The sequence below is a fragment of the Candidatus Termitispirillum reticulitermitis genome (assembly GCF_054655775.1).
This window is the reverse complement of the sequence record NZ_BAAIHG010000056.1, coordinates 1-8283: the sequence shown is the minus strand read 5'-3', so window position 1 is coordinate 8283 and position 8283 is coordinate 1. Positions and strand designations below refer to the sequence as shown.

Here is an 8283-nt window from a genome sequence, read left to right as displayed (position 1 = left end):
CAAAAATCTTGCAGACTTCCTAAAAACTACTAAATATAACGTTGCCCTGCTCACGGGTTCGGTTAAGCAATCTGAAAAGCGGGAGTTAAAGGCTTTAATTGCTACGGGAGACGTTAATTTTATCGTAGGCACACACGCTATAATACAAGAAGACGTGTTTTTTAAGAAGTTGGGGGTTGCTGTGATAGATGAACAGCACCGTTTTGGGGTGCAACAGCGCAAAAGTTTGATAGATAAGGTGCCAGCTAACGACCCTAAACCTGATATGCTACTTATGACGGCTACCCCTATTCCAAGAACATTAGCCCTCACCTGCTATGCAGATTTAGATATTAGCGAAATAGAGGAATTGCCCCCTGGCAGAATTCCCCCTATAACGAAAGTTTTTACCGACAAAAAACTAAAAGAAGCTTATGACTACACAGAAGAGCACCTAAAAAGTGGCGACAGGGCATATTTTATCTACCCCGCCATAGAGGAGAGCGAAAAGGTTAAACTCAAAGCTGCAACAGAAAGCTACGATAGAATCAAGAAACGTTTTAAGGGAAAACACGTAGGGTTGCTGCACGGCAAACTAAAGGCTGACGAAAAACGGCAGATATTAAACGATTTTAATAGCGGTGCTCTTGATATACTTGTATCAACAACTGTTGTAGAAGTTGGCGTGGACGTAAAGGATGCCACTGTTATAGTAATAGAAGATGCCGATAGATTCGGGTTAGCACAGTTACACCAGTTGCGTGGCAGGGTTGGACGCAACAGCAAACAGGCTTATTGTCTGCTTGTTGCAGGTGGTGAAACAAGCGACACGGGTATGCGCCGCTTGCGAGCTATGGAACACAATACAAGCGGCTTTAAACTGGCACAGATAGATTTAGAGCTACGCGGTGCGGGAGACTTCTTCGGCGTAAAGCAGTCTGGGTTGCCAGAGTTTCGTTTTGCAAATATTCTGCTAGATAGCGCAATAGCTAGACAGGCACAAAATGATGCAAAACAGATACTCGCAGACGACCCGACATTGGAAAAACCTAAAAATACGCTAATAAAAACTGTGCTGAACTGGCGTTGGCAAGAAGAATACGAGTATTTCATGGTGGGTTAACCCCGTAGGGCTACCTTATTTCAACAGCTCATGCTTAAAGAGCTCGTCTTGTATCTCTGTTTATTGTGGTGGTGACTTAACTTCAGCAATAAGTAACATTTCGGTAACCAGAGAAAAAGCGGTTGGTTTAAATAATTGGAACTGGTAGCCAAGATTCCAACTCTCAATCAAGGGCTTTATTAGGAATAAATCCTCTGCACTATGATAGATACTAATAAGCAGTGCTGGGTTCTGCTCTTTTATGGTCTCTTTTGCTCCTTCAAGTAGCATTCGTTCAGCACCTTCAACGTCAGCCTTAATAAGACCTATCTTTAAGTTGTTAGCTTTGACATATCTGTCTATTGTTGTGAGTTGTGCTGTTTCTGTGTGCGACTTGTTTGAAGTATGGAGCAAAGTAGCACTATAAGGACAATCATCAAATACTGCAAAGTCTGCATTACCATCCGCATCAGATAAACCTTTATTTATGGGAATAATATTCGTTCTCTTGTTAAGCTCTATCGTTTTTAGCAGTGCCTCATAGCTAGATTTGATAGGCTCAAATGAGTGAATGCTCCCAGTAGTCCAATGAGAATAGACGAGTGCCGTGTCTCCATAGCACGCACCAGCATCAATGCAGTCAAGATGAGTCAATCGTTCATAGTTAGAGAGCAAGTGCAATCCCATACTCTCCAGTGTTGTAGGATAAGATATAAAGTTCTTTTTTGGGAATATATACCTTCCTAAAGCAAATGTACCATCGCCTAAATCTATGTCATAAAAATCCATATAGGCACAGATATCAAATATCCGCTTCTTTTCCGATTCTGTCAGCACAATCGTCTTATTACCTGTTTCTACACATCTAATAATGCGATTGAGATAGCAATGAAAATACCTTGCCGTATCTTCATCAAGACCGCTAATAAAATCCCTATATATTTTTGAGAAGTCAGCTCTCCGTGTATATTCATAGATGCTCCTCATATGTGCGACTTCATCTGCACTAAATGCTCCGTCAATCTCATAGAAAAAGCTGTGTATATCGTGCTTATTCTGATAGACCATCTTTTTGAGCTGCCCAACAACTTTGCTTATATCATCTACGCGACGAAATGTGGGGCTGAACCAACGTAAAAAATGTTTTCTTATGCTCATTTAATTGTCTCCTATAAATATAGCTTTTGTATCCATATATGCTCTACATTTTTGTAATTTTAACCAAGATTAAATTTACACGGTTGACGAGTGAAAATTCCCTCCCCAAGAACGACAACTGCTTGTCGTTCTTCCCCCTGTATCTGCATGTGCAGAGGGGGTAAGGGGGCAACCTCGTGAACGGACAGGGTAGGGGTGGCAGATTTATGGCTGTTCTTGCAGTTTTCTTTGACTTCTAAAAATAATCGTGCTATAAGAGTAAAAAACGTGTTTTTTTAATCTTGGTTAAATTGAGAAAGCAGAAAAATCTGCAGTACTCCTAGTTATTCCTCTTGCCGACGCTAACAATATCCAGTATAATATCTGTATGATAGCCATACTTGACGGTAACTCTATTGCATACAGGGCTTACCACAAAGCCCCGTCACTTACTGCAAATGGTATGCCGACTGGTGCAGTTCATCTATTTTTTAACATTATCGGTGCTATGAAAACGAGGCTTCAACCCTCTGAAATACTAGCCGTGTTTGATGCTGGCGGACAGACTGCTAGACATCAGGCATATCCGCAGTATAAAGCAACGCGCGAGGCTATGCCTGCGGAACTTTCTAGTCAACTTGCTGTAATCAACGAACTTTTACCGCTGGCGGGCGTTCCTGTATATGCGGCACGGGGGCTTGAGGCGGATGATATTATTGCAACCCTTGTTGCTAAACGAGCACAGACTGACGAAATTGTTATTATTACAAAAGATAAAGACCTCTTTCAGCTAGTAAATGAACGGGTAAAAATCTACGATGATAATACGGGTGCGCTTTTGGGCAGGAGCGAGGCGATAGCTAAATATGGTGTTGCGCCAGAGGGGATGTTGGACTATTTATCGCTAATGGGCGATAAGTCTGACAATATACATGGCGTTATGGGAGTGGGGGAAAAGACTGCCGCTAAGCTAATATCAGAATATGGTAGCTTAGAGGCAGTGTTCGCTAATATTGATAAACAAAAAGGGAAACTAAAGGAAAACTTGTTGCGTGATAAAGACAATGCGTTCTTTGCCCGCACTCTAGTGGCGTTGCAAAATATAGAGTTGCCAGAACCTAAACTTAATAAAGATACAGCTCAATTAACTGCTATGCTGGATAAACTGCGACTAAAGACTGCCGCACAGGTATTATCAAGTATCCCCAGTGTAGAGCATAGCGCAGAGTATATGATAGAACAAATACCTGCCTTTGATATAGAACCTACGGCAGATATGGGTGCGCTTATTATGGGCAGTGTCAAGGTGCCAAAGCTCATTTTAGCGGTTGGTGGAGAAGTATTTGTCGCTGATGACACTGAGTATGAAGAGTTTGAACCTGAAAAGCATAATATTAGCGGCATTACTAACTGTTACGACATAAAAAACCTATTGAAACGCGGGTTTTCGTTGTTTCACAATGTGCGTGACTATCTGCTGATTAGCTGGCTATGTGAGCCTGATACTGCCACCCTCAATAAGCGCAAGACTGAGAGCACGGGGGAGTTTATAGCGCGTCTCTTGGCAAAGGTTGGCGACTACGATGAGCGTATTAAACAACTATCGCTAGAGGGGCTATATACCGACCTAGAGCTACCTATTGCGCGACTACTTGCTAATGCGGAGTGCTCGGGTATTCGCATAGCACCGCAGCGTGTGGTTGATATAGCCAATAAGCTGAAGAAACATTTGCAGGTTGTGGCTAGCAAAATTACTATGCGGGCGGGGTTTGATATAAATCTGAATTCCCCTAAACAGCTTGCGGAGTTTTTATATGACAAGTTAATGCTTATTCCAGCCACTAAAAAGAACCGTTCCACAGCTGAAGATGTGCTAAAAGAGCTGATGGTGTCTAACTCTGCCGAACGTGAAGTGCTAAATGACATTTTAGACTATCGCGAACATTCTAAGCTGCTCTCTACCTATACGCAACCGCTTTTAGATGCAATGGATGCTGATGAGCGCATACGCACTACCTTTAAGCAGACTGGCACGGCGACTGGCAGGCTGTCGTCAGCTAACCCAAATTTGCAGAATATTCCCGTGCGTAGCGAGGCGGGTGCGACTATACGGGGGGCGTTTATTCCCGCAGAGGGCTATACGTTTGTGACGCTAGACTATTCGCAGATAGAGTTGCGCGTGTTGGCGCATATGTCGGGAGATACAGCTCTTTGTGATGCTTTTAAGAGTGGCAAGGACGTGCATACAATAACCGCTATGAATATATTTGGCAAGCGTGAGGACGAGGTGACGAATGATACGCGCAGGCTTGCAAAAGCTGTCAATTTTGGTATATTATATGGGTTGTCTCCTTATGGGCTTTCTAGGGATACTGGAATATCTGCAAGCGAGGCGAAGAGCTTTATTTCTGCATATTTTGGTTTATATAAAGGGGTGCGAGAGTTTATAGATGGCATTACGCTACAGACTAGACGCAATGGATATTGTGAAACGTTGCTCGGGCGTAAGAGGTTTTTTCTTGATATAAACAGCAGTAATGGTATGGAGCGTGCTAGAGCGGAAAGGGCGGCTGTCAATGCGCCTATACAGGGCAGTGCGGCGGATATTATTAAGCTTGCTATGTTACGTTGTGATAAAATGTTAGCGGGCAGTGTGTTTAATGCTCGTCTGCTCTTGCAGATACACGATGAACTATTGTTTGAGGTAAAGAATGGGCAGGAGGCTGATTTTATCACAGCTAGCAAGCGTGAGATGGAGTTGGCTTTTCCGCTGAATGTGCCTTTGGAGGTCAATGTAGGAACGGGCGATAACTGGGGGAGCTTAAAATGACTGGGAAGGTCATAAATGTGTTGCGTGAGAACAAGCAGTTGAAAGACGAGCTTGCGCAAATGCTTGTAATAGCGAAAGAGAACGAGGACAAACAAAAGGGGTTCCAGCTGGTTGAAAATGCGTTTCTGTTGGCGGAGTCTTGGCGAGACATAGACAATAAAGCTCTTGCTTATTTAGAAGAAATTTTTAACTTTGACAGGGTAGTTTTGTTTGTAGATGAGGCACTTTTGACGTTTCCAGAGAAGCTGGAACGGATTGTTGGTGTGGACAAAAGTGTCTTAAAATATGCTTTTGTGGAAAAACGTCCGTATTTTGGCTCCTACTTAGAGGGGTTGATTAGCGATTTCCGCATAGCGGACGATATCGGCTCTTATCTGACAGCACCTATTATTAGCAATGACAAGATAATAGCAAGCCTTAACCTATATAGTAGCGATGTAGCGAAACTATCTGAGGGGGGCAATACTGATTTTATAAGACAGCTTTCTTTTAAGATTGCTATTGTGCTGATGCGGCATATTGCGGGTGAAGCTATTGCCAGCGTTAAGACATCTAAGGCTAACGTTAATAATGATTATCTCACAGGACTATACAGCAGAGCGGTGCTTGCAGATAAGCTACAAGGATATATTGACAGGTTAAAGACATCTGGCACACCATTTACATTTATCTTGCTTGATATAGACAACTTTCGTAATGTGAATGACAAGCTGGGACATATGCAAGGGGATGAGATTTTAAGGTCAGTGGCTATGGCTATTGCGGGGGTGTTGCCTGTGCGGGACGTGCTTGGCAGGTTTGGCGGGGACGAGTTCTTTATAATAACTGGCAAAACCAACGAGGTTGCACTGCAAAAAATCTTTTCAGCAATAAAAATAGCGTTGAATGAGGTTTTTGCTGAAATTGATATATTTCCATTAGCGGGCGTATCTGGTGGCTATAACATTATAACAAAAGAAGCTTACCTATCAGAGCCTAGTATGACGGCTACCGATGTGCTGTCTGCCGTTATGCGCGGGGCAGATAATGCGCTCCATTGTGGCAAGCTCAAGGGGAAAGGCACTCTTATGGCGGCTAAATTAGCGAGGCATTATCAGACATCAGCCGACCTCTTTACACTACATGAAGATATCAGCGTTGACAGCACCCCTATATGAAACGGCTAGTAGTCTTAATCTACACAATATTTGCACTTTCAGCAGAAATAGTCATCGGAGCTTCTGCCCCCAATGCGGGAGCATATAGCTACGAGGAGAAGCTGGGGCAGATGTTTATGTTCGGCTTTCGTGGTGGTGGAGCTACCACTGCAAAATATGCTGCCGATTATAGGCAGTTCCTAAAATTCGTCCAAACTGGAGGTCTCGGCGGAGTCGTTCTGTTTAATAAAGACGTGACCGATAATAGCTCAGTCCGCAATATATATAATGCAGTGCAGCTTGATAAGCTCACTAGGACGTTGCAGAATGCGTCTCCATTGCCGCTACTTGTAGCGATTGACCAGGAGGGGGGGGGCGTCAACAGGCTGAAAAAGGAGCGGGGATTCTTTGAGCTTCCCTCACCTGCACAACTGGGCGAGTTGAAAACTGATGATGTCTATCAGATGTCGTTTATACAGGGGAAATCGCTCTCAAAGCTCGGCATTAACGTTAACTTTGCCCCATCGCTAGACGTGAACATCAATAAAAACAACCCTATAATAGGCGCATTAGGGCGTTCGTTCAGTGCGGACTATAACGTGGTAATAACACAGGCGGGAGCTTTTGCTAGAGGGATGTTAGCGGCGGGAGTAGTTCCGTGTTTTAAGCATTTCCCTGGACATGGTAGCTCTCAAGGGGACAGCCACAAGGGGTTGACAGACATCACCGCCACTTGGACTGATGTAGAGTTAGAGCCATATCGCGCACTGCTAAAAGATATAAACCCTGCACTTGTGATGACTTCGCATTTATTTAATGAGAAGCTTGATAGCAAGTATCCTGCTAGCTTGTCTAATGCAATTGTTACGAAGCTATTGCGTGAAAAGCTGGGCTTTAACGGCGTTATCATCAGCGATGATTTGCAGATGGGGGCAATCACTGATAACTATAGTTTAGAGGAGACGCTCCTATTAGCGATAAATGCTGGCAATGACATGTTATTATTCGGCAATAATTTAAGCTACGATAGAGATTTATACGGCAAGGTATGGCAGGCTGCCTTGAAGCTATACCATGATGGGAAGATTACAGAGCAGCGTATAGATGAGTCGTTCGTCCGTATAATTAACCTTAAACAGAGCATAGACTATGCACACTAAGCGATTGTTGTTGTTCCTTGCGTTGTCGCTGGTGTTGCATCTACTGCTATTTCTGCTTATAAGGCAGTTTAATGGCAGTCCGCAGTCAGCAGAGGCAACCAAAGTATCAATAATATCAAAAGGGGAGCTTTCACGTCAGTCGGGCAGTAGCAAGGCTATAAAGCCTAAACGATATTCGTCTAGTGCACCGCCCGTGCCTTATAATTTTAGCGATATGTTAAGGGAGCGCGGGGACAGGCGGACAGACGAAGTAGGACCTAATATGAACGTTGACAGGATTGTGCGGGACTACCTAGACAATCACCCGTCTGATGACGAAGGGGCGTCTTTTAACAATATATCTGATAAATACTATGCGTATTTTTACAAGTTTGCTCAGTCGCTTTATTCTGTCTGGCAGTATCCGCCGCAGTCGGCTGAGCGTGGCGAAACGGGGATTGTGCGGGTCAAGTTCTCCATATTAAAGGATGGTAGAATAGTCAATATAAGCGTAGTGGAATCCAGCGGCTATGCTGCACTTGACAGAGAGGTTCTGCGAACACTGAAAACTATGAACAATGTGCCACTGCCCGTAGCTTATGAAAAAAACAGCCTAGACGTAAACGGCTATTTTATCTATAGCCGTAGCGGAGATTATAGATTGTATTAGCGACCAATCAACACGTAATTAGAATTTTATCAGCTGCATTATTGTTTGTGGCAGGGCGTTAGTTTGCGAGAGCAAGTTTGTTTGTGTGGTCATTAGTAGTTGTTTTTTTGCTAGGTCAGCGGAAGCCTCTGCGAAGTCTAGGTCTCTTATCTGAGATTCAGCAGATATTGTGTTTTGCTGTGTAGTGTTAAGTGTTCTTATAGTTGCTGCCAGTCTATTGAGTTGTCCTCCTATGAGAGTGCGTTTATCTAGCACGCTTTGTATTGCCATATCTATCTTGCTTAGTGCCT

General features: G+C 43.6%; 7 protein-coding genes. 5 read left to right on the top strand and 2 right to left on the bottom strand.

Annotated features, from left to right (window positions below):
• Positions 1 to 1102: ATP-dependent DNA helicase RecG (locus AC1MDJ_RS06030; protein ID WP_479690036.1), on the top strand; the 1102-nt coding region annotated here is incomplete at its 5' end.
• A 60-nt stretch (positions 1103 to 1162) separates the two neighbouring features.
• Here the strand turns inward: AC1MDJ_RS06030 and AC1MDJ_RS06025 are convergent.
• Positions 1163 to 2239: an FkbM family methyltransferase gene (locus AC1MDJ_RS06025; protein ID WP_479690035.1), complete on the bottom strand. Its 1077-nt coding sequence runs from the start codon at positions 2237 to 2239 to the stop codon at positions 1163 to 1165.
• A 367-nt stretch (positions 2240 to 2606) separates the two neighbouring features.
• On the opposite strand from AC1MDJ_RS06025, the gene AC1MDJ_RS06020 reads away from it, so the two are divergent.
• From AC1MDJ_RS06020 to AC1MDJ_RS06005, 4 genes are read left to right on the top strand one after another with little or no spacing between them, the layout of a single operon-like run.
• The gene (locus AC1MDJ_RS06020; RefSeq protein ID WP_479690034.1) at positions 2607 to 5048 is read left to right on the top strand and encodes a DNA polymerase; all 2442 of its coding nucleotides are present in this window, start codon (positions 2607 to 2609) and stop codon (positions 5046 to 5048) included.
• A complete protein-coding gene (locus tag AC1MDJ_RS06015) occupies positions 5045 to 6205 on the top strand; it encodes a sensor domain-containing diguanylate cyclase (RefSeq protein WP_479690033.1) in 1161 nt (386 codons plus the stop codon). The genes AC1MDJ_RS06020 and AC1MDJ_RS06015 overlap by 4 nt, the downstream gene beginning before the upstream one ends.
• Complete coding sequence (locus AC1MDJ_RS06010; protein ID WP_479690032.1) at positions 6202 to 7344, top strand: glycoside hydrolase family 3 protein; 1143 nt, start codon at positions 6202 to 6204, stop codon at positions 7342 to 7344. Before AC1MDJ_RS06015 ends, AC1MDJ_RS06010 begins: the two co-directional genes overlap by 4 nt.
• Positions 7334 to 7993 carry an energy transducer TonB gene (locus AC1MDJ_RS06005; RefSeq protein ID WP_479690031.1) on the top strand — a complete coding sequence of 220 codons (660 nt, stop codon included), beginning with the start codon at positions 7334 to 7336 and terminating at the stop codon, positions 7991 to 7993. Before AC1MDJ_RS06010 ends, AC1MDJ_RS06005 begins: the two co-directional genes overlap by 11 nt.
• 18 nt (positions 7994 to 8011) lie before the next feature.
• On the opposite strand, the gene AC1MDJ_RS06000 is transcribed toward AC1MDJ_RS06005, so the two are convergent.
• A partial coding sequence (locus tag AC1MDJ_RS06000) for a flagellin (RefSeq protein ID WP_479690030.1) occupies positions 8012 to 8283 on the bottom strand: 272 nt, incomplete at its 5' end.